The sequence below is a fragment of the Fimbriimonadales bacterium genome (assembly GCA_035559795.1).
GTDB lineage: Bacteria > Armatimonadota > Fimbriimonadia > Fimbriimonadales > ATM1 > DATMAR01.
In genome coordinates this window covers 489,902-516,759 of record DATMAR010000003.1, presented here as the reverse complement: position 1 = coordinate 516,759, position 26,858 = coordinate 489,902, and the positions used below count along the sequence as shown (strand labels likewise).

The following is a 26,858-nucleotide window of genomic DNA, read 5'->3' as shown; positions in this document are numbered from 1 at the left end:
CTGAAAATATCGTGACTACAGCCTTATTCCTAAAAACCAATCAGCAGAAGAAGAGGTGGAAATAAATTGTTATTGGTATAAAATGAGGACGTGGCTTCAACAAAGGTAAAAGTATCTCCTATAATTCTTAAATGGGCAAGAACATCTCTTCATTTAACCGAAAGAGATGTTGTCAATCATTTTTTACGAAAGTCCAAACAGAAGTTTGGTGTCGATTTGGCGTTTTTAAAAGACATTGAGAGTAACGAGCGCGAAATTCGTTTTACACTTTTACAGGAATTGGCTAGGCTTTATAAAAGGCCATTGTCAGTTTTCTTTTTAACGAAACCTCCAGTTGAGTTACCTCCTCCAAAAGATAGGAGAACAATGGAATCTGGGGTACACAGAAGAATGTCCTCGGAAGCCGTATTGGTTTTAAGGAGGGCTAGATTTGTTCAAGAAGCTTTTATTGAACTATCGGAGGAGCTAAATTGGAATTTATCACTACCATTTAAGAGAATGTCTCTATCAGACAATCCTAAGGAGTTGGCTGGTTATTTTAGAAGGAAATTCGATTTTTCGTTTGAAATACAAAAAGATAAGATTAGGAATTACCGTGAATTATTTAGTACAATTCGCGCAAAATTAGAAGAAGTTAACGTTTACACAATTAAAGCATCTTTTCCAATCGAAGATGCAAGAGCTTTCTCTTTGGCTGACAAATTGCCTCATTTAATTGTGATTAACAATAAAGATGGCGGTTACTTTGGGTACGCACCAAAGTCATTTTCGCTAGTACACGAGTTTGCACATATTCTTCTGAGAGAAGGGGCACTTTGTAATAATTTTGTCCAGCCCCACCAGGAGGTGGAAAAGTACTGTAACGAATTCGCCGCTTCATTTTTGGTTCCAGATACAGAATTTATTGAGGTTTCGCCTGTTTCGATTAGTAATTTCGATAAGAAAAAGGTTGAAGAGTACATAGAGAAACTACAGAAAATATTCAAGGTTAGTAAGGAGGTCTTGTTAAGGAAATATCTAACCCTAGGTTTTATTGATGATGCTTTTTACAAGAAGAAGATTAGCGAATGGAGAGAAAGATATGAGCAGAGAGAGCAAAATGATGTAGATAAATTTCTTCCAATTATGACCACAGCTAGACGGGCGTTAAATAATAATAGCAGAAGATTTGCAGAACTAGTCCTTTATGCGAAGAGGCTAGGAAAGATTACCCTTGATAAAGCAGCGGATTACTTAGGCATAAGTATTAAGTCATTACCAGAAGTTGAAGCCCTGTTGCTGAACTACTAATAATATGCGCCGCAATCTTTTCGAACAACCTAAATATACCATTGATACGAGTGCAATTCTGACGCTGATGAATCCTGGAGAAAAATACGATAAAGAAATTTTTAAAATACTTTGGCAGGATGTTTGCAATTTGTGCAAGGTAGGAAAAATTATTTCTCACATTGAAGTGAAGAAGGAAATAGAAGAAAAGGGAACTAAGGAACAGGTTTTATGGGCGAGGAGGTATAAAAGTATTTTCCAGGATTATGATTTGCCAGATGAGAGCGATATCATTCGAAAGATCGGAGCAATGGGGCCCGACTTTGTTAAGTTTCTTCAACAAGGTAAACAAAAACCTACACACGCTGATCCTTGGCTCGTCGCACAGGCAAAGTTAAATAATCTAATTTTAATAAATGAGGAGTCACCAAGAAAGTCTAGCATACCCTTTGTGTGTCAAAAGATTGGTGTCAGGTCTATTGACCTTCTTGGACTAATGCGAGAAGAGGGATGGGTTTATTAACTCTCCCTAGGCCACTAGAAACTTGGAGAAAGTTTGGAAATTTGCGAATCTTGAACTGGGATGACATAAATGCTAAGGGGTTACTGCTTTTGGACCGGGTGGTTGTGATAAGATAGAAAATGTTTAAATCACCTTACTCAAGGAGTCCTTTATGTTTTCGACAATTTTCTTCCTTTCTGCCGCGATTCAAGTAACGCAAATCACGTTTTCTGTTCCCCAAGAAAAGATGCTCCCCGTTCCGGAGCCGGACAAAATCATTGCCAAATTGAACGGCAAGGATATCAAGGCAAAAGAAGTAGAGAAATTTCTTTGGGATTGGTTCGGGAATCAAACTCTTCAAGTTCTGATTGGTGCGGCAATGATTGAAGACGCTGCAAAGGAGGCAGGAATTACTGTAGAGCACGAGGAAGTCGTTGCACAAGTCGAACAGCAAATTGGTCATCTGCGCGCGCGTGTGCCACCGGGAAAAACTCTCGAAGAGCAACTCCGTTTGCAAGGAACTTCTTATACGCGATATTACATACAGGCTCGTGCAGAACTTCTCGGAAGAAAAATCGTACTGAAAAGTTTCAACCCTGAAGACTTGCGGCAATTGTCGCAGATTATTATTCGACCGAAAGGAAAAGAAGACAAGGACAAAGAGGAAGCGAAATTGCGCGCGCAACAAGCATACAATCAAATTAAAGGCGGTGAGAGTTGGCAAAACGCAGTAATGACTTTCACCGACGACCCGACGACGAAGGCGAATGCCGGTCGTTTAGGGTGGGTGAGCCTTGTCGAACTTCCGGAGGAAACGCGCGAGCAAGTGAGACAACTGAAACAAGGCGAAATCTGTGGACCTTTCGATACGCAGTATGGGTTTGTGATATTTCGTGTGGATGCGATAGGTCCTCCTACGGAAAGCGAACTGGAAGTAGCGAAAAACAGGTTTATATCACGCCGCTTGATGCAACTCTATCGCGAAATCAACGAGAAGGCGAAAGTCGAAAATCTCCTATTGCCATCCGGGGATAAAGTGGACAAAGGCAAGCATCCTTAGGAAGAAAGCCTCAACTGTAGAAACTGTCGAGGCATAAGTAAAAGACATGAAAACCTAACCTTTCTCTTGGTGTAAGTATCGGGGTGTTTTGTTGCTGGTAAGGCGTTTTCAATGAAAACCGGTTCCCCTTGCACGAGCAGGGGGAACTTTACGGAGGGGGTTATAAAAAATAAAAATTTATATTTCACATGGGAAAAAATCTTTCACCCCCTCCTCAAAAGTTCCCGCTCTTCGCTCGAAGGGGAACCAGATTATTATCGATTCTTATTACTTTATTGCGTAGAGTGATATTCGAGATGTCTTATCGTGGCAGAGGCGGCAGGAGAGGTAAAAATAGGAAATGCTCGTTTTCGCATTTTATACTTATCTTTTCCTTCAAGGCAACTTACAGTCGGATTTACAGGAAGTTCTTTCTCATCCGGCTTTGTTTCGCGCTCATGTGGGAGTATTCGTAAAAGAAATAGGGGGGGATATTCTTTTCGAGCACAATGCGGAAAAGCGTTTCACTCCTGCGAGCATCGTCAAATTGGTAACAGCAGCGACCGCTTGGGAACGATTAGGACCAGAATTCACTCCACAAACGATAATATGGCGTGAAGGGAAAACCGTCAAGATCCTCGGAGGGGGGGATCCTGGATTGACCATAGAAGAATTGCGAAGCGCCGCAAAGGTTTTGAAAATATCTTCTAAGGATACAGTGTTGTTCGATGATTACTTATTCGGTCCGGAGCGATATGCTCCCGGATGGATGCTCAGCGATTTACCGCAATCCTATTGCCCTTATGTAAGTGCTCTTTCGATAAACGATGGCAAGTTGGAACTTTGGGCGAAAGACGGAAAAGCATTTCTACTGCCGCGGAATTTCGGCATAAAAGTCACATTGTCATTCGATTCCAAAACCGAGAGTATCGAATTCAGCGAATCGGGGCGCAATATCGTTGTTTCAGGGCTAAAAGACCTCGAAGAAAAACGAATAGCAGAGATTCCGCTCTTCGATTCAGGAATGGCTGCAGCAATGGTTTTGCATTCGAAACCTCTTCGCGCTAAAGGGTTGCGTGCACCGAAAGATTTATCGAAATTTCCTCATGTCGTCATTCGCAAGCGTTCTGTAGCGAACCTTTTGGAAAAGGCTTTGCAAGAAAGCGATAATTTCTATGCGGAGACTCTTTTGCGTTTGACCGGGGCTTTGACGGGCAAATCCGGTTCGTGGCAAGATTCTTTGGAGTTAGCATCCCTAAAATTGCAGGAGTGCGAGGTTTCCAAAGAGGAATTCCGCTTAGCGGATGGAAGCGGGATCTCGCGTTTGAATGAAATCACTCCTCGCGCGATAGCGAAACTGCTCGAAAAAATGTGCTCGTCTTATCGAGGAGAGCGCTTTTTGTCTTGTTTAGCGACTCCGGGTGTGGGAACGCTCGAAAAGAGATTAGAAGGTATGAAATTGTGGGGAAAGACGGGCACTTTGCGAGGAGCGTCGAATTTGGCAGGCATTTTGGAAATCGAAAAACCCGCGAAGCGAAGAATCGTTTTCGTGATTTTCGTGAATCACCATGCGGCGGAAGCAGAAACGATTAGAGAACTGCAAGACGAGATGGTGAAAAAGATATACGCGCTGTCTTTATCTAATCTCACTCCACATCTAAGGACTGAAAACGCTTCGAGCGCGGGTCTAAAACCGGGAGCAAAAGTTCATAGGCTTCCTGTACACGCAAATGCAGGACGGCGGCTTTCTTCCGCTCTTCGCTCCCTTCGGGAAACTTATCCGGTTGACTCCTTTCACTCAGTCGCTTATAAGACGTTTTGAGTTCCCTCAATGTCGAACGAGGCGTCAAATTCAAGATTCTATACGCTGTAGGAATATCCATTTTCCAAGTCAGATCGTACAGGGAACGCGTTTCCGTTTTAGAAAAAGGGGGGGCTAATTTATCGGTGCTCTCCGAGGGTGGAAGTTCTTTCGAAAAATCCTGCTGCGTCAAAAATTCGTCTAATTCTTTTCGAGCCTCCTCCTGGAAAAGGCTTTCAATCCGTTCCCATTCACGGTTGATGTAACTTTTCAGAATTCGTGCTGCGCGGTCGAACGTTCCCATCGCTACCAGTTTTCGAGGGATAAGGATTCCAAAGATTGTTGCATAACCGAACTCACGCGTTGCAAGCGTTGAATTGTTTCGGAGAGTTCCTGCTGTTCGAAAGTCGAAAGCCCTTCTTTTCGTGTCGGCGCAGAAGTCAAAAGGATTCGGGAGCGGAGTTCTGCGAGGGCGGATTCCACTTCATCGAGTTCTGCCTCGAGTCGTTTTCTTTCCTCCTCCATTTTTTCGTAATTTTGCAGTTCTTCTTGCCGATGTTTCAAGGAGTTTTCTATAACTTTACGTTCTTCTTCATTATTTGACATTCGCATTTTTTCTTCGAGTTGTTTAATTGCGTTGCGGGCTGAAGGGAGCCCCGCCATCATTTTGAGAAGTGCGCGCCTTGCGCGCAAGATTTCGATAGAGCGATTGAAAATTTCTTCGACATCCGTGCGCACATCGAATTCCAAAGCGGAGAGAATCGGATTCGAAGAGTTTTCTCGTAACGAGCGAAGTATTTCGTCGTGCAATTTTTCGATCGGTCTTAATCGCATACGGCTGTTCGTGTCTAAAACTTCTATGGAAGAGGAACTTGCTTCGAGAGTTTGCGAACGCGCAAAACCGATGAGCGCTCCGAAAACGAATCCTACGACCCCGAGCAGAATCGTAGCGAGGATACTGCCTAACGACACCCCGAACCCGATGCCGATCAGAACTCCAGCAACAATCCACGCGAGAGGCTTCATAGATTTATAAACGCACTTGAGCAGAGATACCGTAAATCGTGCCGGTTCGTTTTCGAAAGATCGCCATAGGTACGAGAAACAATTCTCTCGATAAAGGAATTTGCGATGAGATTTTTAAGTTTTCTCGCTTGCTTTGGGTTGCGACTGTCCCTTCTGCTTCGAGCGCAGGACCGAACGGAAACTCATAGCGCACTAACAAATTTACAATGTCGTCTTCTCTATCTAAAAAGATATGCGGTCTTCGCATTTGAAGATATTCTCCGCTGATTTGCAATGCTCGAAACTTTCGCGTGACATCGAGGCCATAAATAAAGCGATAACCTCTTCCTGTACCGAGCGCTTCCTCGGGGAGTTGCAGTTGTGTGAACGAAGTTGCGTTGATTCCGAAATGACTTCCGATTGCTGCGGATATTCCGAACCAATCTCCGATTCGCAGTACGACTCCTTGCTGACGTCCTTTTCCATTCGTAGTGAAAGAGATAACCAAGGGTAAATCGGCGAATGCGAGTTCTGTATCTAAGCGCACACTCCATCCGTTTTCTTTTAGAATTCGATTCGAACCATATGGAAGATACTGTTTCCCGAATCGCCATTCGGAGGCTCTCTCCAAGAAGAGTTCGTCTATTCCCGAGTTGTCAGGGTCATTGTTGATGCGCGCGAGTTTTTGACGGATGCGAAGGACCCAGTCGTTTTCCAAAAAAACATTCAATCGAGCACGGGAATAGTTGCCCGTATCGTCATACCAATATAGTTTTCCGTGTCCTCTACTATCGAATCGGAGTTGGGGGTTCAAATCGGCAGAAAACGTAACATAAGGCGCCTGGGAAAAGACGATGCAGGATAGGCACGAGATGGCGAGTATAAAAAGGACGCGCACCGAAGAAAGTTTACCGCCTGTCCGGAATAAACACTTCTCTTGCGAAACAGAGGAAATCTCGTAGGAGCACCGTCAGGCGCGTGAACTGTAATACGCAATTAAGGTGATGGATTTTTCAAGGAGCAATCGTTAGCAAGATAGAATCTCGAGAGAATTATCGCGACTCTAAAGGGTTAGAATTGCGAGTTATGAAAGTGCATTTCGTCCAGCATTCTCATACCGATTTGGGATACACCCATCCCCGAGACGAAGTCTGGCGACTTCAAATGCGAAATTTGGCGCAAGCGATCGAATACTGCGAAAAGGACAGCGATTTTCGCTGGACTGTGGAATGCTTTTGGCCCTTGGACGAGGCTCTTCGCCATTCGTATCCTTTTCCCGACAAATTTTTCGAATACGTAAAACGGGGGCGAATCTCGATTGCCGCTACTTATTTTCATGGTTCCGACCATTTAGATGCAACGGATTGGCGGAGACTTCTTTCGAAATCGAAAAAATTCTGCGATGAACACAGACTTCCTTTGCGCAGCGGCATGCAATGCGATGTTAACGGCATTACAGCCCTTCTTCCGGATTTGCTGAACGAAATCGGAGTTACACGATTCGTTTTGGCAATTAATACGGATAGAGGGGGCTATCCTTTCGAGCGCCCGAATGCATTTTATTGGCGCGGAGAATCGGGGGGGAAGATTCTCGTTTTCAATGGATTCATTTATTTGCGCGCGAACGAACTGCGGATGCACGAAGGAAAGGATAAATTTATCGAGGGCGTGAAGAAGTTTCGAGAAGAACTCGAAAAGGTCAATTATTCGCTGCCTGTCTGCTTATTACAAGGTGGTGGAAGTCTTGATGACAACGCAACACCGGGTTTATGGATGAGCGAAATGTCTCGATGGTGGAACGAAAATCACAAAAAAGAAACGGGCATAGAATTCGTATGCTCTACGATTGACGAGTTTTTCGACGATTTGGAATCGAAAGCGCAGAATTTGCCGGAATATCGTGGGACGCTTCCCGATTGGTGGTCGGATGGGCATCTTTCTGCTCCATTGGAAACTCAGCGCGCATACGAAGCGAGAAGAAAACTGCGAGCGGTTGAAACACTTTTACAAGAAAAAGAGAAACGAACGGGAAGCGTTTTCGACGAGGTTCAACGAAATAGTTGGCTTTATTTCGAACACACTTTCGGAAGTTGGCGTTCGATTAGCGAACCGGAAGCGCCGGATTCGAAAAGGCAATGGTTCGAGAAAGGACTTTGCGCACATTTTGCATACGAAGAGTCGAGCAACCTTGCGGACGAGGCGTTGGAAAGGGCACGAAAAGAAGGGAGTGCGATTTTCTTTCCGAACGGAAACCATGTTCAGGATTGTATCGAAATCGAGATTCCGCGGTGGGAATTTTCTCAAGAGGGGGAGATTGTATTCGAAGATAACCCTATAAACGTTCGAGCATTCGTGCATTTTCCGGATGAACCTTGGAAGCAAGCGCGATGCATCCTATTCGTCCCCCCCTTCCCGCTCGAGGAGGGCACGAGAGAAAGACAAGAGAAGTTAATAACTCTGAAACAACATGAGTTTATTCCGAAAGAATTTAGAAAGCCATCCGATTTGCGAATGGAAATGCCGTTCGAATTTATTTACGAAGAACCGCTCGGTTCTCGCTACGATTTGCGCGACCAAGAAAATCCGGAGATCAAGCGAGTCGATGGGGAATGCGAATTCATTAATTCGTTCGAGACGCCTCTTTGGCTTACCTCGATATGGAGTATTCGCACGCCGAATTGGGAAACACTCTCGGCGGAGGTTAGAAAGTGGAAGGAATTCGAGGTGATGGAATGCATTCTTCACGGAAAGCGTTCGGAGGTTCGAAAACCTCACGCGGATTTCGTGAGGTTCGAATGGACAAAAGCGAAGGAGGTATGGGCAGAAACGGGAGGTTTTTGGCACCGTCCAGGAATAGACGAACTTCCGAATGCCTGCAAAGACTGGCATGTGGTTCAAGGGGGGGTCGAAATAGTTTGCGAGGAAAATACATCCATAGGGTTTTGGACTCCCGATGCACCGCTCGTTCATTTCGGCGGTCCGAACACAGGAAAATGGGGGAAAAATATAGAGGGACAAAATGGAGTTATAGCGGTAAATCTTTTCAATAACTATTGGCATACGAATTTCGTGTCATCGGCTCCCGGTTGGATGGAATACCGCTTTCGAATCACAGAAGGGAAGCCTCGAGAAGTAAGGGAGATTCTTTCGAGTTGGAATGCCTCGTTTTTAGTATTATTAGATACGCCTATACTCCGACACCGTCGCACGAGGAAGGTTAAGAGGCTTAAGGATTGGTTTTGATTTTATATTTGCGCAAGCGCAAAGCGTTGCTTACGACAGAAACACTGGAAAGCGCCATTGCCGCCGAAGCGATGATAGGATTCAAAAAACCTATGGCAGCAAGAGGAATTCCGAGCGTGTTGTAAACGAATGCAAAAAAGAGATTTTGTTTAATCGTCTTCATCACTCTTCGGCTGAGGAGTATCGCATCGGGCACGCCGTGAAGGTTGCTGCGCATCAAAGTTACATCCGCTGTTTCGACTGCGATGTCTGTCCCCGAGCCCATCGCGATTCCGACATCTGCTTGCGCTAAGGCGGGCGCATCGTTGATTCCATCCCCCACCATCGCAACGAGTTTGCGGGTGCGATTTTCAGAAGATGCCTCTGCTTGGAGTTCTTGAATTTTCGCCGCTTTGTGTTCGGGAAGCACTTGAGACATAACAAGTTCGATACCCACTTCTTTCGCAATCGCTTTCGCAGTTTGTTCGTTGTCACCTGTTATCATCCAAATTTGTTCGACGAGGGTTTTCAATCTCGCAATCGCATCTTTTGCTTCTTCTTTCGGTGTATCTCGAATCGCAAGCACCGCCTGTGTTTTTCCGTCAATCGAGAGAAAGACCGAAGTGCGACCTTCCGCTGCTAATTCATTGGCTTTTTCTGCCAAACCGTCGAGGGAAATACCCAGCTCATCGAAGAGTCGGTGTGTACCTACGACGATTTTTTTGCCGTTGATTTGTCCTTCGATTCCTTTTCCGGTAATCGCATGGAAATTCGATACCTTAGGAATTGTCAGTTTTTTCGCTTTTGCCGCGTTGACGACAGCGAGTGCCAAAGGATGTTCGCTTTGCGATTCGACTGCAGCAGCGAGGGATAATGCCTCGTCTTCCGAGATTCCTTGTGCGACTATTTCGGTAACTTCCGGTTTGCCTCTCGTTATCGTGCCGGTTTTGTCCAAAACGACGATTTGGACATGTGTCAGTTTTTCGAGCGCTTCTGCATCACGAATCAAAACTCCGAATTGGGCAGCGCGACCGACTCCGACAGTGACTGCTGTGGGTGTTGCCAATCCGAGCGCACATGGGCAAGCGATAATCAAAACGGCTACGAAATACACCATGGCATGCGTGAATGTCGTATTGACAACACCGAACCATATCGTAAAGGTCGCTACCGCTATCATCAAAACGACGGGCACGAAAATGCCTGTTACCTTGTCTGCCAATTTTTGAATCGGTGCACGTGAGCCTTGCGCTTGTCTTACGAGTTGTACGATTCGCGCGAGCGCTGTTTCTTCCCCCACGCCCGTCGCTTTGATTTTCAATGCGCCTTGTTGGTTGAGAGTGCCTCCATAAACTTTCGAGTTGACACCTTTATCCACAGGAATGCTCTCACCGGTGAGCATGCTTTCATCCACCGCACTTTCCCCCTCGATAACAACTCCATCCACAGGAATTTTTTCTCCGGGGCGAACGATTACGATGTCATTCTTCTGCACTTTATTTAAGGGGATTTCGACTTCTTTTCCCTCTCGTATTACTCTTGCAGTTTTGGGCTGTAATTGTAAAAGTTTGCGAATGGCTTCGCTAGTGCCGCTTTTTGCTCGCGCTTCGAGCCATTTGCCTAAAATCGTGAGAGAGATAATCGCGGCGGCGACTTCGTAATAACCTGCTGGTTCGAGTCCCGCATTCTTTAGAGTATCAGCGAAAAATGTTGCGAATATGCTGTACGTATAGGCAGCCCCTGTTCCGATTGCTATGAGGGTATTCATATCCGCGGCACGATATCGCAATGCTTTCGCGGCTTGAACGAATATTGTCCCCCCCACCCAAGCCATAACCGGAGTTGTCAACAAAAGTTGTAGCCACATGGGTGGATGAGGAATTCCTGGGACATTCGTGCCGATGATAAGCGGTGCGGTCAATAGAATTCCGACCCAAAATTTAATTCCTAAAAGACGAACGGCGCGATTTCTTTCCTGCGTTTCTTCTTGTTCGTCGTGTTTGTAAAGTTCTGCCGAATATCCCGTTTTATCTACCGCGGCGATGAGTTGTTGAGGGCTTACTTCCGGGGAGCATTCGACGATCGCAGTTTCCGTTGCGAGGTTTACGTGGCACGAGGAAACTCCGGGGACTTTTTTCAATGCATTTTCCACGCGATTCACACACGCGGCGCATGTCATTCCTTTAATCGCGAGTTCTATACGACGAGTGTTTTGCGGTTGGGCTGCATGGGTTTCTTTAGGGGGGGCTACTCGACTTTCCGGAGATTCTTGGACGATGAGCGTTCCCTGATACATCCCCATGCCGCATGTGAAACGGAATTCACCCACTTTGTCGGGTGTGAATTCGACTGAAGTTTGTCGAAACGCAGGTAAATCTTTTTGGATTCGAAATTCCGGAATCAGCACTTGTTCCGAACATGGGTCGTCTTCTTGTCGGTCGAAAATTAAGCGAACGGGTTTGCCGACTTCCACGCTAATCCTCGATGGAGAATATGCACCGCTTACGACGATGCGAACTTCTTGTACACCGGAAGTAACTTTCGCTTTTTCGGCTTTTCTCGGACCGAAGAAGAACCAATAGATGAGCGCGATGAGCCCGCTTCCTGAAATAAGTGTAATGATTTGCGTGCTCGTCATGGGTTTATTTAGAGATTAATTCAAAAAATCCAGATTGTATTTTATGCAGGAACCGGTGGGAATCCAGCTTCTTCCAAAGTGATTTTAATACGTTCTTCGTCGAGGGGGGGCTCGAAGTCGACAATTACGGTTTGTTCATCGAGGTCCACTTCGATCCTTTCGATTCCTTCGAGTGCATTTAATGCCTTTTTGACACTCTCAGCGCATGACGAACAATGAAGGTCTTCGCATTTCAGAATGATTTGCATAAAATTCACCTCTATAGTGTGTTTTAAACAACACCTGCCGTTTAGAATTATATCCTTTTTGAGGTTAGACTTTTCCGAGATGCGGGTCTTTCTTCGCCTCGGGTGGAAGGGAGTCAGGAAGGGTAAGCGAAAGTGCTCCTATTCGCGTATCTGCCATTCCGTAGTAAACGTCGTAGCGGTTCGGTTGGCCTAAGTCTATCCGTTGGTCTATAGCAGTCGGAAAGACCACGTTGGGCACGAAGCCGTCTTTTTCTTCCTCGAGTTCGGGTTCGAAGACGGGCTCTCGACTTCGGTAGAGGATGATCCGAGGGTCGTGGGCATCGAGAACGAGCATGCCAGCAGAATAACGAAATCTGTTCTCATCAGTGTCTGCGTGACAAACACCGTGATATAAAACTAACCATCCGAATTTGCATTGTACCGGTGGAGTACCTGCCCCTATTTTCAAGCGTTCCCATGGTTCTACAGGGGCTGCTATGCGGTGATGTTCATGAAATTGGCAAAGTCCTTTACATTGTCGAGCCTTGTCAAGATGTTCGGGGGGGCAAATGGAATAGGAAATCCACAGACTTTCTTTTTCGAGGTCGATCACACGAGGTCGTGGAAGTTGCGCGACTTTCGCGAGTTGTGTTTCTGGAAAGTGAGGGCGATGAATCATCGCAAACGATGGTTTCCCTGTTACTCCCGGAACGGGTTCAGGGAAAAGGACTCCGTCTTTGTTGTCAATTTCGGCAAAATTTATTTTTCTGAAGGGATGGAACCTTGCAAGACCCATCGGCTCCCAATGAAAAAGGTCTTCTGAAATTGCGATGGCAATGCGCGGACCGTGCGCAGAGAGCGCGGTGTATGTCATTACGTAGTGTTCGAGGCGGGAAATATAAGTAATTCGCGGGTCTTCACAACCCCTTTTTTCGTATTCTTTTTTCGGTTCGAGAGCGATGCCGAGCCTTTCCACTCCCATCGGATTGCCATCGTCATCGAAAAGTATTTTGCAAATTCCAATTCGCGAATAGTTTCCTTTTGCTACAAGACGGGGAAAAAGAAAGAGTTCACCATTTTTATTTCGAGCACAAGCGGGATTAAGGACTCCTCCTTCTTCGAGGGGATTTCCAGATTCGGGCTCCATGATTACCCCGAATCTGCGAACTTCGATATGTGACATGTTCTAAGGCTTTTTATATGACGAAATTCATGAGAAGCGATGTAAGGTCTGCTTCTTCTTCGAGAGCCCATAGCCTTTCCAAGGCTTCCTCTATTTGCGATTTTCTCAATACGGGTTCTGCCATTCGATAGAATTTTGCAAGCACTTCCTCATCGCTCATCGGATTGAGCGCGTGTCCTTTGGGGGCGGCAACCTCTTTTTCGAAAACTTTTCCGTTTTTCAATTTCACTCTTACACGATTCGGAATCCCCCCCTGAGGATAAACTTTGTCGAATGCTGAATCAGGGATGACGCGAGTTTTATCCACGAGACTCAAAATCCGTTCGTCGGTGAAATGTTTTTCTTCGAAGGTATCGTGCCAAATCGTTCCATCCGCCAAAGCGGCGCAGGTTATGTATTGAAGACTGTGGTCCGCGGTTTCCCTACTTTTCGGGCGGTTTTTTTCGGGGTCCTTCGCTATGATTTCCCATCCTGCTGTGAAAGTCGATATCTCGATGCTTTCTACTTCGTCTGAAGAGAAAGTTCCTCCTTTTTCTCGGACGATTTCCAATGCTGCGTCAATCGCGCTTTGACTATGATATTCCGCTGGATATTTTTTTATGTATGTCTTCGAAATCATAAAGGGTTCGCCGTTTCTGCCCCCCCATTTTTCGATAGAAAACTTTTCTCCACGACAGATTTGGTCGAAAAATCCCATTTCCCCCTCGAAGATAGGAGCAGGACCTGTCATTCCCAGATGGGCAAGGAGCGTTGCAAAAACTCCATTTCGGCTCGCGTTTGCGAATGCACAGCCTTTCCACATGCTTAATTCTCCTGCTCGTGTGATCCGCATAGCATTGTTCGGTGTCGCTGCAAGCCCGAATGCGTGAACGTAATGTTCCGGAGAAAATCCTAAAAGATAACCGCACCCAGCAGGGACGGAGAAATTGCCATAAATTACATGATCCCAACCTTTAGCGCGAATGGAATAGGCATCGCACAAACGACATTGAATTTCATAACTCAAAACGATAGCCGCAATCAAGTCTCTGCCGTCGCAATCGAATGCTTCTGCTATCGCTAAAAGTCCGGGAATGTTATCACTCGGATGCGCGGGCTCTTTGCTCAGATATGTGTCATTGAAATCGAGATATCGAACCATCACTCCGTTGGCGAAAGCGGCGAGTTCCGGGGTTGTGCGATGGGGAGTGCCGAAAACCGTAGCAGCGAATTCACTCGTTGACGAGCGTGCGATTTCCCGCGCTATTTTCGGAGGTTCTTCGAGAAACGCACCCATTGCACATCCCAAAGAGTCAATCATTCTGCGCTTCGCTTCATGCACTGTATCGGATGGCAAATCTTCGTAACGGAACTTTGCACAGTAATCGGCGATTTTTTCTGCCAAATTCATTTCGTTTCTCCTTTTTCCAAGATTACCTCGTATGGGATTTTATCAAATGGTAACTAAGTCGATGCTTTTCTTGGAACGAGCAGATTCATAAAGTGCGGTCATGAAGTTTGCGAGCCGATTCCCTAACGCCACTGTGCTGAAAGGTTCTTCTTTCCCGAGGATCGAATAAATGAAATTATGAGTCGGAGTCGCATCGGGTGTGTTCGTGATTTCTTCCACTTCTACTTGACTTCGTCTAAATATTTTCGCGAAAGAACCCGACCAACCATCGCTTTCGATTTTTCCGTTTTCGAAGAAAAAAGCGATATGCCCTCCATCGGAACTGCAATTGCCGGCAAAAGAAAAATTCGCATAAACATTTTTTTCGAAGCACGCAACAAAAGTGCCGTTGATTTCCACGTTTTGCCCGAGGTTCTCTGTTTCAGCATAAACATTTTTTATGGGTTGTTCCACGCAAAACAGCAGTGTCGCTAAGAGGTGCGCACCGCTGTCCATGATGAAGCCCCCACCGGAGATGTTGGGCTCGAGTCTCCAAGTGTCTTTCGTGTATCGCAACCAATCTTGAGAAATATATGCGCTTACGAGTTGAAGTTCTCCCAGTTCGCCGCTGCGCACGAGTTCACGGATTTTTCTAACGGGATGAGTGCACGGAGTGTTGTATCCAACTACGAGCACTTTTTTCGTAGTTCCAACTAATTCGGATAATTCTTTTGCATCTCGAGAATTCGTTACCATCGGCTTTTCCACGAGAACATGGCATCCGAAATTCAGCGCCTTTCGGGCTTGCTCGAAATGAAGAGAATGAGGGGTGACGATGATGACCGCGTCGGGTCTCGTCGCTTCGAGCATGGCTGCATCGTTATCGAAGGATTGAGGTTTGCTCGGTACATCTGCGAACCATTTTTCTTGAAAGTTTTTTATGGCATCGAGATTGCTGTCTGCGAGTCCGACGACTTCCACATCAGGGATTGTTCGCAGTCTGCGAGCATGTACTCCGGCAAACCCACCGCATCCGATAATTCCTATTCGTATCGTTTGACTCATTCTTTTAAAGTTTTTTCCTGTATGATTCTGGCATCTTATATTATCATCCAAATAGAAGTTTATTAAATTTCAAGCGGTAGATACCCTCAACGATAATCCAAGTTCCTCCTAAAGTCAGGAAAAAAGTTATGAAAAACGAAAAGGGCAAAATGCTCAAAGCATCGCTTATCGAGCTTCTCTTCAAAATGGCGAGGACTGCAGGATGAATCAAATAGAGCCCCAGAGATTTCTCTCCGACTTTTGAAAGAAAAGAACGCAATCTCCCATTTTTGCTCAACGAATTCGATAGTCCGAGCAAAAGGAACGAAATACTGGTGCAATAGACGATGAAGGCACAATTGAGTACCCTACTATTGACCGACCCTTTCATTACGAATAACCATTCGCAAAACAAATATAACGATAAAGCAGCGGTTGCAAAAATGCCGAACGGGACGCGAGATTTTTGCCAGATCTCTCTCCATCTCTGCCAATGCATTCCTAAATAAAGTCCTAACAGTATGGGGGGGATGTACCAAAAAACCGTCGATGCCGGATAGGGGAACCATTGCCATATCCAGTTTCTGAAAAACCAAAGGATTGCATAAATGCCTACTTGCAAGGATAATGCGAGCATCAACCAATGCCCCAATTTCCAGGAAGTTTTCCTCACGCAATAAAACAAAACGGGAAAGATGAGGATGAGTTGTAAAAGAATTGCTAAGAAGTAAAGATGATAGAAGGCTTTGCCGGCTAAAAAAATCCGAACGACATCCGATGCATTCGAAAGAAGTGTCGGGAAAGGAAATGTAAGAAAAGCGAATTGAACCGATGTCAATTCCATCTGAAAATCTGGCGTGAAAGAGCGCATGGTGATATAAAGAAAAGTCCATAGGATGTAAGGATAAAGAATAGTTTTTGCTTTTCTCGTGTAAAAATGTTTCCAATCCGTTTGCCCTTTCTCAAGAAGGCTTTTCGTCATCAAAAGCGCAGAAAGCAAAAGGAATGCAGGAACCGCGAAATGGAAAATCCTTTGCAAAATGAAATACGTCCACCATTGAGCAGTTCCCTTGATTGCGAATTCGGAAGCGGAAAAGCCGAGTGTATGGTGTAAAATCACCTCGAGAATTGCCAAGCCTTTAAAAATGTCGAAGGCGACGTTTCTTTCTACCGAAACTGCGGCATGCGCTTCCTCGACGCTGGCTGACGCTTTTGTTAATGCTATTGACACGAGACGAAGGATTCCTCCGTGAATACAAACCGCTCTAAATCAAAGGACGATATAGATGCAAGCCGAGAAGCGGAAGTCGTTATAGTCCTCCCATTTCCGCAGGGAAATTACCCGAGGGAAAGGTACTATTTTTCTCGTGGCTCGAAAAAAAGTAGTTCTAATTGACGGGTACAGCCTTTTATTTCGAGCCTTTTACGGAACTCGCTACCTCAGCACGAGCGACGGGAGACCTACGAATGCATTGTTCGGATTTGTTAGCATGCTTTTTTTACTATTGGAGCGGGAAAAGCCTTACTCTATAATCGTTGCATTCGATGCGCCTGGAAAAACATTTCGCCATGCCGAATATGCGGAGTACAAAGCAAAACGGGCAGAAGCACCTGATGATTTGAAGGAACAACTTTCGCAATTTCGCGATTTAGTGAACGCATTCGGAATTCCTGGCATCGAAGTGGTCGGTTACGAAGCGGATGACGTCATTGGAACATTGGCGAAGCAAGCAGAAACAGAAGGATACGAAGTTCTCATCGTCAGTGGAGATTTGGATGGATTGCAGTTAGTCGATTCGCATATTCGTGTGATGACACCTCGTACGGGGATGAGCGACGTCGTAATTTACGACAAAGAGGCGGTCAAAAAAAGATACGGCATCGAACCGTCGCAAATGACCGATTACAAAGCATTGGTGGGGGACCCAAGCGATAACATTCCGGGTGTGCGGGGAATCGGGGAAAAGGCGGCGTCGTATTTATTGCAGAAATATAAAAACATCGAAACTCTCGCGAAAAAAATTGACGAAGTAGAACCGAAATATCGCGCAAAACTAGAACCGGAACTTCCTTATTTGAAAGAATACAAACGTTTATCTACGCTCGTTTGCGATTTAGAAATTTCGGTAAAGTTCACCCCGTATAGAGTTACGCAAAAGCAGTTGTTCGAGATTCAAAAAATTCTTCAGAGTTTGGAATTTCGTCTTCATCTCAAACGTTTGCCGCAAGTGCTTGCGCCTTATTTAGTGGATAGTAAACCGAGTCAGTTATCTTTAGCGGTCGAGCCTTACGAAGCACCTAAGGCAGTCCACGTGACGGGCCACGAAGCGTTGAGGAAATGGATAGGCGAAAACTTTTATGCGATATGGGAAGAAAATGGCAAGGGATATGCTTGCATCGGGGAGGAAATAAAAACTTTCGACACGCGATTTATCGAACGCTTGCTTGCGGATTGCAGGAATTCTATCTTTTTCGATGCCAAACCTTTTCTGAAAAGATATCGTTTTTATGAGCCGGTAGGTTTCGATGCATTGCTTGCCGCTTATGTGTTGCTCCCTGGTCGTGGAAGTTATTTATTGGAAGGTTTAGCGCAAAGTTATTTAGAAATCCCCACACCTGTGACACCGGAAGAAAAGGTCGCTGCTCTATACCGATTGCGCACGGTGCTGAGCGACAGATTGCATGAAGAGGAAACATATGATGTGTATCGAAATATCGAATTACCTTTAACGCCTGTTTTAGCGGAAATGGAAAACGTCGGTGTAAAAGTAGATGTGAAAATGCTGGAGGAATACGGCAAATCATTAACTGCAACTTTGGAAAACACCCAAAGAAGAATCTTCGAAATTGCGGGAACGGAATTCAATATAGCCTCTCCTCAGCAACTTCGTAGAGTTCTCTTCGAAGAAATGAAAATCCCGACGGGAAAAAAAACGAAGACGGGTTTTTCTACGAGCGCTGAAGTCTTAATCCAACTGGCTGCCGAACACGAAATCGTCAGAGAAATTTTGGCATGGAGGGAACTTTCCAAACTGAAAAACACATATGTAGACGTTCTGCCTCGTTTGATTGCGGATGACGGCAGAATCCATACGACCTATAGCCAAACTGTCGCAGCGACAGGTCGCCTAAGCAGCATCGAACCGAATTTGCAAAACATTCCGATACGCACGGAGTTGGGGAGAGAAATACGAAGGGCGTTCGTTGCGGATGAAGGAAAAGTTCTCGCCGCTTTAGATTATTCGCAAATCGAGTTGCGCATTCTTGCTCATATGAGCAAGGACCCGATACTCGTCGAGGCGTTTCGAAACAAGATAGACGTTCATACTCTGACTGCGTCGAAGATATGGAACGAGCCGATAGAAAAAGTGAGCCCGGAGCATCGCAGATACGCAAAAACTTTGAACTATGCGATTTTATATGGCGTTACGGATTTCGGGCTCGCGAGTCAGTTCGGGGGGGCGTTCTCCGTAGCAGAAACGAAGGAAATGATCGAACAGTATTTTCGAAGATTTCCGAGAGTAAAAGCCTTTACCGAAGAGGTGCTTCGTCAAGCACGGACGAAAGGATATACGACGACACTTACAGGGCGCAAAAGGTACTTCCCCGACATTCACGCCGGTAATCGAGTGGCGAGAGCCTATGCGGAGAGGCAGGCAATCAATGCTCCTATACAGGGGACATCGGCAGACATGATAAAAATTGCGATGATTAGAGCCGGTGAATTGTTGCGAGGTAAGAACACGAAAATGATTCTCCAAGTGCATGACGAACTCGTTTTCGAATGCGACCCTTCTGAACTTTCATTGATAAAGCGTATAAAAGAAATTATGGAAAATGCAATTCCCCTCGAAGTGCCTGTGGAGGTGGATGTCGAAATCGGACCGAATTGGCTCGAGATGGAGGAAATGAAAGATTGTTAGGGGCATCGAGATTTTAGAGAATGTTTTATTGCGGGTTATAGAAATGGTCGAATCATCTCATCGCGCCTCATGGCGCTCCTACAAGTTTCATGTTCTAAGAGTCCCCGCCTCTCGTTCTCAAACTCTGTTTGGGAACGCATTATGTTATTTACACGATAAGTTCCTTATGGGGTGAGGTCGAAGAAAAAATTTCAGAGTTATCACCTGATTTTAGAGCGTTATCGTTCGGGCTACTTCACGACTTTCATCAGTTGCCGTATAGACGCGAGATGATAATAAATATGAGAGAGTTGAGCAATCGTACCTGTTAGAAGAGCTTCGTTGCTCCAATTATCGTTTTCTTCGACGAATTTTCCGAACTCTTCGTATTCTCTACGTAGGTCGTTTTTCAAAATTTCCCAATTGCCTTCGTCTATCGTTTGATTTTGCCAAGAAACTTCCCAACTCTCCGTCGGCTCTTCATCTCTGGCATAACGGTTTGCGCGATTCAGCGCGAAACGTAGATGGTCTACATGCGCTGCAATGGAGTTGCAGTCTTTCACGCGTTTCGATGCCTCTTCCGCACTAATAGCGTTGAGGGTTTCTGGGAAACTTTCTCCGGGATCTAATACCCATCCGCCTTCGTCAATGTCTCGAACCAGAAATGCTTCTCGAAACACCTCGAGGTATGACTTTTTCCAATTCGCGCTTTGTTCCATATCCGCAATTTACCCTGAGAGAGTATGATATAAGATTAGAAATTACTATTTCGGGACGGAGACGAAATGTTAATACTGTGCGCGCGTCTGTTCGTTAGTGTTGCGTGTTCTGTAATCCATTCTTGTCATTTTGCGCAAGGTTCTTTTAACGGGCTGGGAGATTTACCGGGGGGGAGTACCGTTAGTTACACAAATGGAGTTTCATGGGATGGAAGTGTTGCCGTGGGCACGAGTCATTCGAGCAATGGCGATGAAGCGTTTAGATGGACAGAAAGCACCGGAATGCAGGGCATCGGCGATTTGAGTGGGGGGGGATTTTCGAGTTCTGCATACGATTGTTCTTCAGATGGCTCTGTCTTAGTTGGAATAAGCAATTCTTCTAATGGATGGGAAGCCTTTAGATGGACACAGGAGGGGGGGATGAAAGGCTTAGGCTTTCTTCCTGGGGGGTTCTTTTATAGCATCGCATACGGGGTCTCTGCTGATGGTTCTGTCGTAGTGGGGTTTAGTTTCTCGGATATAGGTGACCAGGCCTTTCGGTGGACACAAAGTACCGGGATGCAAGGTTTGGGCGAATTGCCTGGTGGATTCTATTACAGTTTTGCTTACGGTGTATCCGGGAACGGCTCTGCCGTCGTTGGTTATAGCTCTTCAGGAAATGGCGAAGAGGCTTTTCGTTGGACGCAAGCCACAGGTATGCAAGGCATCGGAGATTTGCCGGGGGGGATTTTTGGGAGTGTCGCTTATGACGTCTCGGAAGATGGCACAATCATCGTGGGTTATGGATTAACGACGAATAATGTTCCCGAAGGTTTTCGTTGGACTTTGACTTCGGGGATGCAAGGCCTCGGGACGAGCAACACGATTGCCCTCGCGTGTTCCCACGAAGGTAGTGTCATCGTGGGAAGTTGGGGGGGCAAAGCGATGATATGGGATGCAATCTACGGAGTGAGAACGGTGACGGATTGGCTGAAGGCGAACGGAATAGATGTTCCTCAGGGATGGTTTCTCGAAGTGTCGAATGATGTGGGGATGCAATCCAGTATTGTTAGCGTCGTAGGGAATGGGACGAATCCATCTGGGCAATCGGAAGGATGGCTAGCAAAAGCACCGTTCGGAGGGGGGGTCATCTATGTTTCTCCCTCTTCTTTTGCCGTTCTTCGAGGAGATTTATTGACAGGAGAACTAGAAGATTTGTTTTTCAGCGATGACAATTCGATCGTTGTTCGACGTCCGCGGAGCCAAACGATTGGAGGAGTCGAAATTAAAGTAGATTTTATAGGCATTTCCTCGTTGTTGAGCGTAGAAGAACTCGCTTTTACTTTCGAAGGTTCTTCCTCGCAAAGTGGCGCTACGCAACAACTGTTCTTGAAAAACTATCAAACGGGTTTATTCGAAGAAGTGGATACACGAACAGCCACGACTCAAGACTCGACAGTATATATGGAGATCAAAGACGGAGCTTCGCGATTCGTGGAGTCGCAAAAAGGAACGATCCATGCTCGTGTGGTTTGGACGAAAAAAGGTTCTGTTCCAGCCGAATGGACGACTTCTATCGACACAGTGCGTTGGGATATCTGGGGAAAATGAATTACACGTTTTTTAACGCGAGCGCCGGGTCTACTCGGAAACCGGGACCCATCGTGCTACTTAGGGTTATCGAAACGAAATATTTTCCTTTCGCACTTGGAGGTTTTGCTTTATACAAAGCCTGAATAGCAGCATAAAAGTTCTCTAAGAGTTGCTCTTCAGAAAAAGAACATTTCCCAATGGGAATATGTACGATGCCTGCTTTGTCGTTGCGATACTCCACCCTCGTTGCCTGCTTGATTTCGCGCACGGCATTTGCGAGGTCGTTAGTTAGTGTTCCGTTTTTCTTATTCGGCGTTTTCGGGCCTAACACACGCCCGATTTTGGCGAGAGAAGGAGCCATGTTCTCGGCAGCGAGCAGAATATCGAAATCCTTGTAACCCGCAGCAATTTTTTCTACGAGTTCGTCCCCCCCCACTTCATCCGCGCCTGCCTGTTTGGCGATTTCGGCGAGTTCGCCTTTGGCTAATACGGCGACCTTTCTGCTTTTCCCTGTGCCGTGCGGAAGGGTGCAGATACCGCGAACGTTTTGGTCGCCCTTTTTCGGATCTATCCCTAATCGTACAGCGAGGTTCACGGTTTCATCGAATTTGGCGGTTGCCGCTTTCTTTACGAGCGAAATTGCCTCTTCGGGTGAATGAAGAGTCAGTCGGTCGCTCAGTTTTCTTGCTTCTGCATATCTTCGACTATGTGGTTCTTTTCGTATCGTTTGTCTCATCGTTATATCCTTATTAATCGGTAATTTCGATTCCCATCGAACGGGCTGTTCCTGCGAGGATTTTCATTGCCTTTTCGACATCGTCCGTATTGAGGTCCTGCATTTTTTGGGTTGCAATGTTCCGCAGTTTCTCTTTGCTGATTTTTCCGACTTTTTCTTTTAGAGGATTTCCGCTCCCTTTCTCGATTCCTGCGGCTTGTTTCAATAATTCGCTCGCCAGCGGTTGCTTGATAACGAAAGTATACGAGCGGTCCTCATAAACCGTGATAGCAACAGGAAGTGTTAAGCCGATTTTGTCCATCGTCATTTCGTTGAATTTCTTGATGAACTCCATCATGTTGATTCCTGCTTGCCCCAATGCAGGTCCAATGGGGGGCTGAGGTGTCGCCTTCCCAGCGGGAATGTTCAGTTTGATATTCGCAACTACTTTTTTAGCCATGATTGATTCCTCAAACTTTTTCGACTTGGGTGAAATCTAATTCGACCGGTGTATCGCGACCGAAAATCGTCAATAAAACTTTCAATTTATTTCGTTCTGGAATTACTTCTTCCACCTTTCCCGGGAAGTCTGCAAAAGGTCCTTCCACGACGCGAACAGTATCACCGCGTTGCCAGGGAACCGTCGGTCGCTCCCGGCTTTCGTCTATCCTTTTCAAAATTCCCATGATTTCTTTATCGTCCATCGGAACAGGGCGAGTTCCGCTGCTTACGAAGCCGGTAACTCCATAGGTTCGTTTAACGAGCCGTTCCGTCTCCTCTGTTAAATTCATCCGAACGAGAATGTAACCCGGAAAGACTTTTCTTTCTGCAACCTCCCGTTTCGAGCCTCGGGTGCGTAAAGTCTGCTCCGTCGGGATTAAGATTTCGAAAATTTCTTTATTCCAAAGCCCCTCTTTTTCAGCGACCCTTTTGATAATTTGGCTTACTTTGTTTTCGTATCCTGCTATCGTGTGAACGGCGTACCAATGCGCTGGCATAACTATGCTCCAATAAGAAAGTTAAAAACGAATTCGACAAGTAGCCCGAACAACCATAAATACATGATAAAAATCACGCAAACCAAAATCACCATAATCGTGAAGCGAATCGTGTCGGCGCGAGAAGGCCATACGACCTTGTGCATCTCGCGAATGACGTCCTGAAAGTAAGCCTTAATCCCTTTCCTTAAATCCGGGGTTGGCAGTTTGGACGTAGGTTCCATCGTTTTGCTCATATATAATTTTTTCTGCTCCGCTCGGGAGGGGGAGAATCCTTATCATACTTCTTTTTGGTCGCCCGAAACAAGCAAGCATGAAGGCAGTTCTGCAAGAGCCCTTTGTCCGTGAGAACTCATTGGGTGTTTCAACTCGGGGCATCTTGATGTGCCTAGCCAGGAAAGCCTTCAAATCGACGGTGTTTTTTCCGATAATCACTACGACTCTCCTCTCTCTGGGAGCCATGACAGAATGCCAAGAAACTCACGAACAAAGCAATTTCCAGACGCTGTAAGCATAAAGACTGCCAGCGCCATTACAGGAATAGAGGTTCATACCCTTCGCTATTGGGAGAGCGAATTCTCCGATTTCTTGCGCCCCATAAGAACGCGCGGAGGGCAACGCCGTTATCGCCCCCAAGATATCCAAGTCGTTTTCACCTTGAAGCGACTTTTGAGGGACGAAATGTACAGCATTGCCGGTGCACGAAGATATCTCCAACTTCAGCAAAAAGAGCAATTAACGGAAGCCGCCTAAGCGCTTTCCGCCCGCTGTTTGATCGCCTCGAGCATGCTGTCCAAATTCGCCGTGACCAGGTGCTTTACCACCTTTTGGAGCAGATTTCCCAGAAGCGGCACGTTGTATTCGTATTCTAAATGGCTGTAGATCTCCGACTCATCCCCGACTTTTCGAAATTCCCAATACCCGCTCATACTGTCGTAATCTCCTTCAGTCTGACGGAATTCGATTCGCTTCTTGTCTTCGTCCCAAAAATCCTCCTGCGTCCATCGGACTTTCATATTGAATTGAGGAATACGGCCAACCCAGCGTGTAAGGGTTTTTGACTTATCGGCGCTCTCCTTAATAACTTCCACGGATTCGACATCCTTCATAAATCGAGGGTAACTGGCATGGTCGCGCGCGATCTCGATGACGCGCTCGATAGGCGCCGAAATCCTTTTCGTGAGTTCAATCGTTGGCAAGTGGGTAACCTAAGGATACACGAAGCCCCGGGTGAAACGTTAAAGTAGATAGCCCATGAATATCGCCGCGTTATGGATACTGACCTCGGTTCTTACCGTCGCTTCCTCTCAGGAGCCAGACCCATTAGCGAAAGAGGCAGCGAAAGATATCGAACTCGGAAAAGAGTACATCGCGGAACTCGATAAAACCCTAAAATTCACAGAAAACAAAGAGATCATCGAAAGGGTCGAACGTATCGGTCAATCTTTAGCGAAAGTCGCAAACGAAAATCACATCGAGGCAACTTACGGAGATAAACGGCATTTCAAATTCGAATACACGTTCAAGGTGATCGAGGATAAAAATGTAAACGCTTTTTCCGTTCCCGGTGGATTTATTTATGTAGATACGGGTCTATTGAATTTTGTAGAAAGCGATGACGAGCTTGCCGCCGTATTGGCTCATGAAATTGCTCACGCAGCAAACCGCCATATGATTACCATCTTACGTGAGCGGAGCAAAGTGAACATGTGGACTGTACCCTTGGTGATCGCTGCGCTTCTCTCGCGCACGAGAGAAGCCGCTGCAGCAGCAATCACAGGACAATTGGTGCAAGAGGCTTTGACGAGCGGCTGGAGTCAGCAAGCAGAGTTGGATGCCGACCGTGCAGGTTTCTTTTATCTCACGCACAGTTCGTATAACCCCGTAGCCATGCTCACTGTTTTGGAACGTTTGGAATATCGAGAACGCTTCGGTCCTAAACAAGAACTCGGAATCGAAAGAACCCATCCTCCGAGTTTCCTGCGCCTCGATGCCATTCGGAAAATGCTGAAAGAGAAGAACATTCCCATTGCACGAAGTAAAGTAACGACTACCTTTCGTGCGAAATATTCGTCGAGCGACGATGGCATAGTGGTGAGCTTCGGAAAGCGAGAACTTTTCCACCTTCGCGGAGAGAAAGCAGAAGAGCGCGCGAAGGAAGCCACAGAAAAATTGAACGAGTTTTTCGACTCTTCTCCCAATTTATTCGAAGTCGCCGTCCGAGATACAAGGGTGTTAGGAAAAGGGAAAACCCTCGTGGAATTTCTGCCGGAAGATTCGAAGCCGGGTTTAAATCCTGAAAGTCTCGCGAAATTGGCATCGGATGCGATTAAAAATGCTCTTTTCAGCCTTTCTGTTCGGACGGGTGGTTAAATCGCTTTTTCTACTGTTTGTAAAATACATTCCGCTAAACCATCTCCATAAAACGAGAGCGTCGCTTCATACCCCCCCTTGTGATACTCTTCGTCCGTGAGAATATATCCGAGCCATGCGTTACAAAAACTCACGACGATGGGATAGCGAATACCTTTTTTGTTCGCAATCTTTTGAATGTGAATTCCCACTTCGGCAGTGGGTTCACCAGGTATTCCGATGAGTGCTATTTCGCCGTATCGAACGATAATGACTTGCGCCTCTCTTTCAGCAAATTCATTGACGAGAATTTTTGCAAGCGCATCGGGGACGTTATATCTTTTTGCGAACTCCGGATGCGGGATAGGAGCGGGAAGATTCACGGGTTCGACGAAGATGTTCAAGTCGGCAGAATTCAATCGTATTTTGCTTTCGACAGGAGTATTTTCCAAAGCCTCCGCCGTGTTTTTCACTCGTTCCGCTTCGGTCTTTCCATTGGGGGGGCTAGGTGCGATGTCTCCCATGGCGCCGTTGAAAAAAATTCGATTCGAAGACATCGCTGTCCAAATTCCACACCAATCTCCGCTCGTGAAGTTCATTTTTTCCGAATAAATCGTGGGATGCGCCGCGTAATGCAAAAGCTCATAATGATTTTCTTTCGTTCGAAACCGCAATCGTGTCAGCGTGGAATCCGCTTTGCGTTCGATTACTCGCGGGTGATTCAATTTCGCTTTTCCAGAATATAAGGTAACGGATTGAACGTCGGTGAATTCTTTCGCATTCGAAACGCATTCGATGATTTTATCTGCATACCATTTTCTCCAAGTCGGATCGTAAGCAGCGATTCCGGGCAGTTTTCGCTTCATCCGTTCATTCAACATTTGACTATCGGGAGCGCAGTGTGTATGCGTAGCCGTGAGAAACAAAGTGCCTTGGAACCCTCTTTGTTTAATTCCCTTTTCTACTTCTTTTGCAAAACCTCCTGGAACTGTAAGGGATTCCATGGATACGAGTGCAACTTCTTTCGCTCCTTTACGCAAAATCAAACAGCGCGCGTAAAGACGGTCTTGGACTCCTTCCATCGTTTTATCCTGACGTTGCGTATATCCGCCCAGCGGTAATGGCACGGGAGGCGTAATGTCCGTAACCGAATAAGAAACCTGCAAAGATTCTTTTACGATCCGAACATCGCCGCTCGAGGTGCTTTGGGTAGGAGTAATGTCTATGGCAGGGCTGTTCGTTGTAAGGATTGCGAATAAGCCGCACGTGCCGATGAGCATCCTATAAAGTCTACTGGAACT

Annotated in this window: 24 protein-coding genes; 9 read left to right on the top strand and 15 right to left on the bottom strand. The window is 46.1% G+C overall.

Features of this window, described 5'->3' with window-relative positions; genetic code table 11:
* Positions 1-90: 90 nt before the first annotated feature.
* From VNK96_03030 to dacB, 4 genes are all read left to right on the top strand, one after another.
* Positions 91-1,290, top strand: coding sequence for an ImmA/IrrE family metallo-endopeptidase (locus tag VNK96_03030; GenBank protein HWP30686.1), 1,200 nt, complete (start codon positions 91-93; stop codon positions 1,288-1,290).
* A gap of 4 nt (positions 1,291-1,294) precedes the next feature.
* Positions 1,295-1,792 (top strand): DUF4411 family protein, encoded by a 498-nt coding sequence (locus tag VNK96_03025; protein HWP30685.1) that lies wholly within the window; start codon positions 1,295-1,297, stop codon positions 1,790-1,792.
* Positions 1,793-1,943: 151 nt separating this feature from the next.
* The gene (locus tag VNK96_03020; protein HWP30684.1) at positions 1,944-2,831 is read left to right on the top strand and encodes a peptidylprolyl isomerase; all 888 of its coding nucleotides are present in this window, start codon (positions 1,944-1,946) and stop codon (positions 2,829-2,831) included.
* A 340-nt stretch (positions 2,832-3,171) separates the two neighbouring features.
* On the top strand, positions 3,172-4,632 hold the full coding sequence (dacB, locus tag VNK96_03015; GenBank protein ID HWP30683.1) for a D-alanyl-D-alanine carboxypeptidase/D-alanyl-D-alanine-endopeptidase: 1,461 nt from the start codon (positions 3,172-3,174) through the stop codon (positions 4,630-4,632).
* A 285-nt stretch (positions 4,633-4,917) separates the two neighbouring features.
* Here the strand turns inward: dacB and VNK96_03010 are convergent, their stop codons facing one another.
* The gene (locus VNK96_03010; GenBank protein HWP30682.1) at positions 4,918-5,637 is read right to left on the bottom strand and encodes a hypothetical protein; all 720 of its coding nucleotides are present in this window, start codon (positions 5,635-5,637) and stop codon (positions 4,918-4,920) included.
* A gap of 4 nt (positions 5,638-5,641) precedes the next feature.
* Positions 5,642-6,514 (bottom strand): hypothetical protein, encoded by an 873-nt coding sequence (locus tag VNK96_03005; protein ID HWP30681.1) that lies wholly within the window; start codon positions 6,512-6,514, stop codon positions 5,642-5,644.
* 188 nt (positions 6,515-6,702) lie between these two features.
* Here VNK96_03005 and VNK96_03000 point away from each other — a divergent pair, with 188 nt between their 5' ends.
* Entirely contained in the window at positions 6,703-8,859 is a 2,157-nt protein-coding gene (locus tag VNK96_03000) for a hypothetical protein (protein ID HWP30680.1), read from the top strand.
* On the opposite strand, the gene VNK96_02995 is transcribed toward VNK96_03000, so the two are convergent.
* The 6 genes from VNK96_02995 to VNK96_02970 all read right to left on the bottom strand — a co-directional run bounded on the left by VNK96_02995 (position 8,843) and on the right by VNK96_02970 (position 16,530).
* Positions 8,843-11,476, bottom strand: coding sequence for a heavy metal translocating P-type ATPase (locus VNK96_02995; GenBank protein HWP30679.1), 2,634 nt, complete (start codon positions 11,474-11,476; stop codon positions 8,843-8,845). The genes VNK96_03000 and VNK96_02995 overlap by 17 nt on opposite strands.
* 41 nt (positions 11,477-11,517) lie before the next feature.
* Positions 11,518-11,724, bottom strand: a complete 207-nt coding sequence (locus VNK96_02990) for a heavy metal-associated domain-containing protein (protein HWP30678.1) — start codon at positions 11,722-11,724, stop codon at positions 11,518-11,520.
* A 64-nt stretch (positions 11,725-11,788) separates the two neighbouring features.
* Positions 11,789-12,886, bottom strand: a complete 1,098-nt coding sequence (locus VNK96_02985; GenBank protein ID HWP30677.1) for a hypothetical protein — start codon at positions 12,884-12,886, stop codon at positions 11,789-11,791.
* A 13-nt stretch (positions 12,887-12,899) separates the two neighbouring features.
* On the bottom strand, positions 12,900-14,276 hold the full coding sequence (locus tag VNK96_02980; GenBank protein HWP30676.1) for an MmgE/PrpD family protein: 1,377 nt from the start codon (positions 14,274-14,276) through the stop codon (positions 12,900-12,902).
* 42 nt (positions 14,277-14,318) lie between these two features.
* On the bottom strand, positions 14,319-15,320 hold the full coding sequence (locus VNK96_02975) for a Gfo/Idh/MocA family oxidoreductase (protein ID HWP30675.1): 1,002 nt from the start codon (positions 15,318-15,320) through the stop codon (positions 14,319-14,321).
* Positions 15,321-15,363: 43 nt separating this feature from the next.
* A complete protein-coding gene (locus VNK96_02970) occupies positions 15,364-16,530 on the bottom strand; it encodes an acyltransferase (protein ID HWP30674.1) in 1,167 nt (388 codons plus the stop codon).
* A 136-nt stretch (positions 16,531-16,666) separates the two neighbouring features.
* Here VNK96_02970 and polA point away from each other — a divergent pair, with 136 nt between their 5' ends.
* Positions 16,667-19,222, top strand: coding sequence for a DNA polymerase I (gene polA / locus VNK96_02965; GenBank protein ID HWP30673.1), 2,556 nt, complete (start codon positions 16,667-16,669; stop codon positions 19,220-19,222).
* A gap of 230 nt (positions 19,223-19,452) precedes the next feature.
* Here the strand turns inward: polA and VNK96_02960 are convergent, their stop codons facing one another.
* Positions 19,453-19,920, bottom strand: coding sequence for a hypothetical protein (locus VNK96_02960; GenBank protein ID HWP30672.1), 468 nt, complete (start codon positions 19,918-19,920; stop codon positions 19,453-19,455).
* Between the two features lie 66 nt (positions 19,921-19,986).
* Between VNK96_02960 and VNK96_02955 the strand changes: the two genes are divergently transcribed.
* A complete protein-coding gene (locus VNK96_02955; protein ID HWP30671.1) occupies positions 19,987-21,510 on the top strand; it encodes a hypothetical protein in 1,524 nt (507 codons plus the stop codon).
* A gap of 1 nt (position 21,511) precedes the next feature.
* On the opposite strand, the gene rplA is transcribed toward VNK96_02955, so the two are convergent.
* Genes rplA through secE form a run of 4 tightly spaced genes read right to left on the bottom strand, consistent with a single transcriptional unit; the run spans position 21,512 to position 23,429 of the window.
* A complete protein-coding gene (gene rplA, locus VNK96_02950) occupies positions 21,512-22,228 on the bottom strand; it encodes a 50S ribosomal protein L1 (protein ID HWP30670.1) in 717 nt (238 codons plus the stop codon).
* A 13-nt stretch (positions 22,229-22,241) separates the two neighbouring features.
* A complete protein-coding gene (gene rplK, locus VNK96_02945) occupies positions 22,242-22,667 on the bottom strand; it encodes a 50S ribosomal protein L11 (protein HWP30669.1) in 426 nt (141 codons plus the stop codon).
* 10 nt (positions 22,668-22,677) lie between these two features.
* Positions 22,678-23,205 (bottom strand): transcription termination/antitermination protein NusG, encoded by a 528-nt coding sequence (gene nusG, locus VNK96_02940; protein ID HWP30668.1) that lies wholly within the window; start codon positions 23,203-23,205, stop codon positions 22,678-22,680.
* A 2-nt stretch (positions 23,206-23,207) separates the two neighbouring features.
* On the bottom strand, positions 23,208-23,429 hold the full coding sequence (gene secE / locus VNK96_02935) for a preprotein translocase subunit SecE (GenBank protein HWP30667.1): 222 nt from the start codon (positions 23,427-23,429) through the stop codon (positions 23,208-23,210).
* A gap of 244 nt (positions 23,430-23,673) precedes the next feature.
* On the opposite strand from secE, the gene VNK96_02930 reads away from it, so the two are divergent.
* Positions 23,674-23,958 carry a MerR family transcriptional regulator gene (locus tag VNK96_02930; protein HWP30666.1) on the top strand — a complete coding sequence of 95 codons (285 nt, stop codon included), beginning with the start codon at positions 23,674-23,676 and terminating at the stop codon, positions 23,956-23,958.
* Here VNK96_02930 and VNK96_02925 read toward each other — a convergent pair.
* Positions 23,955-24,404, bottom strand: a complete 450-nt coding sequence (locus tag VNK96_02925; GenBank protein HWP30665.1) for an SRPBCC family protein — start codon at positions 24,402-24,404, stop codon at positions 23,955-23,957. The two genes, VNK96_02930 and VNK96_02925, sit on opposite strands and share 4 nt — an antisense overlap.
* Positions 24,405-24,459: 55 nt before the next feature.
* Between VNK96_02925 and VNK96_02920 the strand changes: the two genes are divergently transcribed.
* Positions 24,460-25,578, top strand: coding sequence for a M48 family metalloprotease (locus VNK96_02920; GenBank protein ID HWP30664.1), 1,119 nt, complete (start codon positions 24,460-24,462; stop codon positions 25,576-25,578).
* On the opposite strand, the gene VNK96_02915 is transcribed toward VNK96_02920, so the two are convergent.
* A complete protein-coding gene (locus VNK96_02915) occupies positions 25,575-26,837 on the bottom strand; it encodes a neutral/alkaline non-lysosomal ceramidase N-terminal domain-containing protein (protein ID HWP30663.1) in 1,263 nt (420 codons plus the stop codon). The genes VNK96_02920 and VNK96_02915 overlap by 4 nt on opposite strands.
* Between the last annotated feature and the right edge of the window lie 21 nt (positions 26,838-26,858).

What these genes read in the sequence shown, in the direction of transcription:
- VNK96_02960 (HWP30672.1), bottom strand. Translation starts at nt 19,920, where the DNA reads ATGGAACAAAGCGCGAATTGGAAAAAGTCATACCTCGAGGTGTTTCGA.
- VNK96_02915 (HWP30663.1), bottom strand. Translation starts at nt 26,837, where the DNA reads ATGCTCATCGGCACGTGCGGCTTATTCGCAATCCTTACAACGAACAGC.
- VNK96_02985 (HWP30677.1), bottom strand. Translation starts at nt 12,886, where the DNA reads ATGTCACATATCGAAGTTCGCAGATTCGGGGTAATCATGGAGCCCGAA.
- VNK96_02980 (HWP30676.1), bottom strand. Translation starts at nt 14,276, where the DNA reads ATGAATTTGGCAGAAAAAATCGCCGATTACTGTGCAAAGTTCCGTTAC.
- VNK96_03000 (HWP30680.1), top strand. Translation starts at nt 6,703, where the DNA reads ATGAAAGTGCATTTCGTCCAGCATTCTCATACCGATTTGGGATACACC.
- VNK96_02930 (HWP30666.1), top strand. Translation starts at nt 23,674, where the DNA reads ATGCCAAGAAACTCACGAACAAAGCAATTTCCAGACGCTGTAAGCATA.
- secE (HWP30667.1), bottom strand. Translation starts at nt 23,429, where the DNA reads ATGGAACCTACGTCCAAACTGCCAACCCCGGATTTAAGGAAAGGGATT.
- VNK96_03025 (HWP30685.1), top strand. Translation starts at nt 1,295, where the DNA reads ATGCGCCGCAATCTTTTCGAACAACCTAAATATACCATTGATACGAGT.
- VNK96_03010 (HWP30682.1), bottom strand. Translation starts at nt 5,637, where the DNA reads ATGAAGCCTCTCGCGTGGATTGTTGCTGGAGTTCTGATCGGCATCGGG.
- VNK96_02995 (HWP30679.1), bottom strand. Translation starts at nt 11,476, where the DNA reads ATGACGAGCACGCAAATCATTACACTTATTTCAGGAAGCGGGCTCATC.
- nusG (HWP30668.1), bottom strand. Translation starts at nt 23,205, where the DNA reads ATGCCAGCGCATTGGTACGCCGTTCACACGATAGCAGGATACGAAAAC.
- VNK96_02990 (HWP30678.1), bottom strand. Translation starts at nt 11,724, where the DNA reads ATGCAAATCATTCTGAAATGCGAAGACCTTCATTGTTCGTCATGCGCT.
- VNK96_02920 (HWP30664.1), top strand. Translation starts at nt 24,460, where the DNA reads ATGAATATCGCCGCGTTATGGATACTGACCTCGGTTCTTACCGTCGCT.
- dacB (HWP30683.1), top strand. Translation starts at nt 3,172, where the DNA reads ATGCTCGTTTTCGCATTTTATACTTATCTTTTCCTTCAAGGCAACTTA.
- rplA (HWP30670.1), bottom strand. Translation starts at nt 22,228, where the DNA reads ATGAGACAAACGATACGAAAAGAACCACATAGTCGAAGATATGCAGAA.
- VNK96_03020 (HWP30684.1), top strand. Translation starts at nt 1,944, where the DNA reads ATGTTTTCGACAATTTTCTTCCTTTCTGCCGCGATTCAAGTAACGCAA.
- VNK96_02955 (HWP30671.1), top strand. Translation starts at nt 19,987, where the DNA reads ATGTTAATACTGTGCGCGCGTCTGTTCGTTAGTGTTGCGTGTTCTGTA.
- VNK96_02975 (HWP30675.1), bottom strand. Translation starts at nt 15,320, where the DNA reads ATGAGTCAAACGATACGAATAGGAATTATCGGATGCGGTGGGTTTGCC.
- rplK (HWP30669.1), bottom strand. Translation starts at nt 22,667, where the DNA reads ATGGCTAAAAAAGTAGTTGCGAATATCAAACTGAACATTCCCGCTGGG.